The sequence below is a fragment of the Bradyrhizobium cosmicum genome (assembly GCF_032290525.1).
Classification (GTDB): domain Bacteria; phylum Pseudomonadota; class Alphaproteobacteria; order Rhizobiales; family Xanthobacteraceae; genus Bradyrhizobium; species Bradyrhizobium cosmicum_A.
Window position 1 is genome coordinate 1 of the sequence record NZ_JASXTA010000422.1, and the last position, 251, is coordinate 251.

Sequence of the window (251 nt, forward strand, 5' to 3'; positions counted from 1 at the left end):
GCTTATCATAGTAGGAAGGGCGGCCGAGGCCGCCCTTCCTACTATGTCCTTATTCTTTAACGGGCCAATAGTGGTCCGCCTGCAAAGCGTAGGGCGGGAACATGAAGCGCTTGGCGGGCACGACCTTGGCGGCATAGGCCTTCTGAGATTCGTAGACTTTCTTGAAGAACGGGTTCTTCGCGACCTCCGCCGCGGCAAACTCATCCCAGGCCTTGAGGAAGGCCTGATTGACCTCGGGCGGTGTAGTCAGG

General features: G+C 58.2%; 1 pseudogene. It reads right to left on the minus strand.

What is annotated here, in order from left to right:
• Positions 1–49: 49 nt before the first annotated feature.
• Positions 50–251: pseudogene (locus tag QSV46_RS40440) on the minus strand (C4-dicarboxylate ABC transporter); the annotation flags it as partial.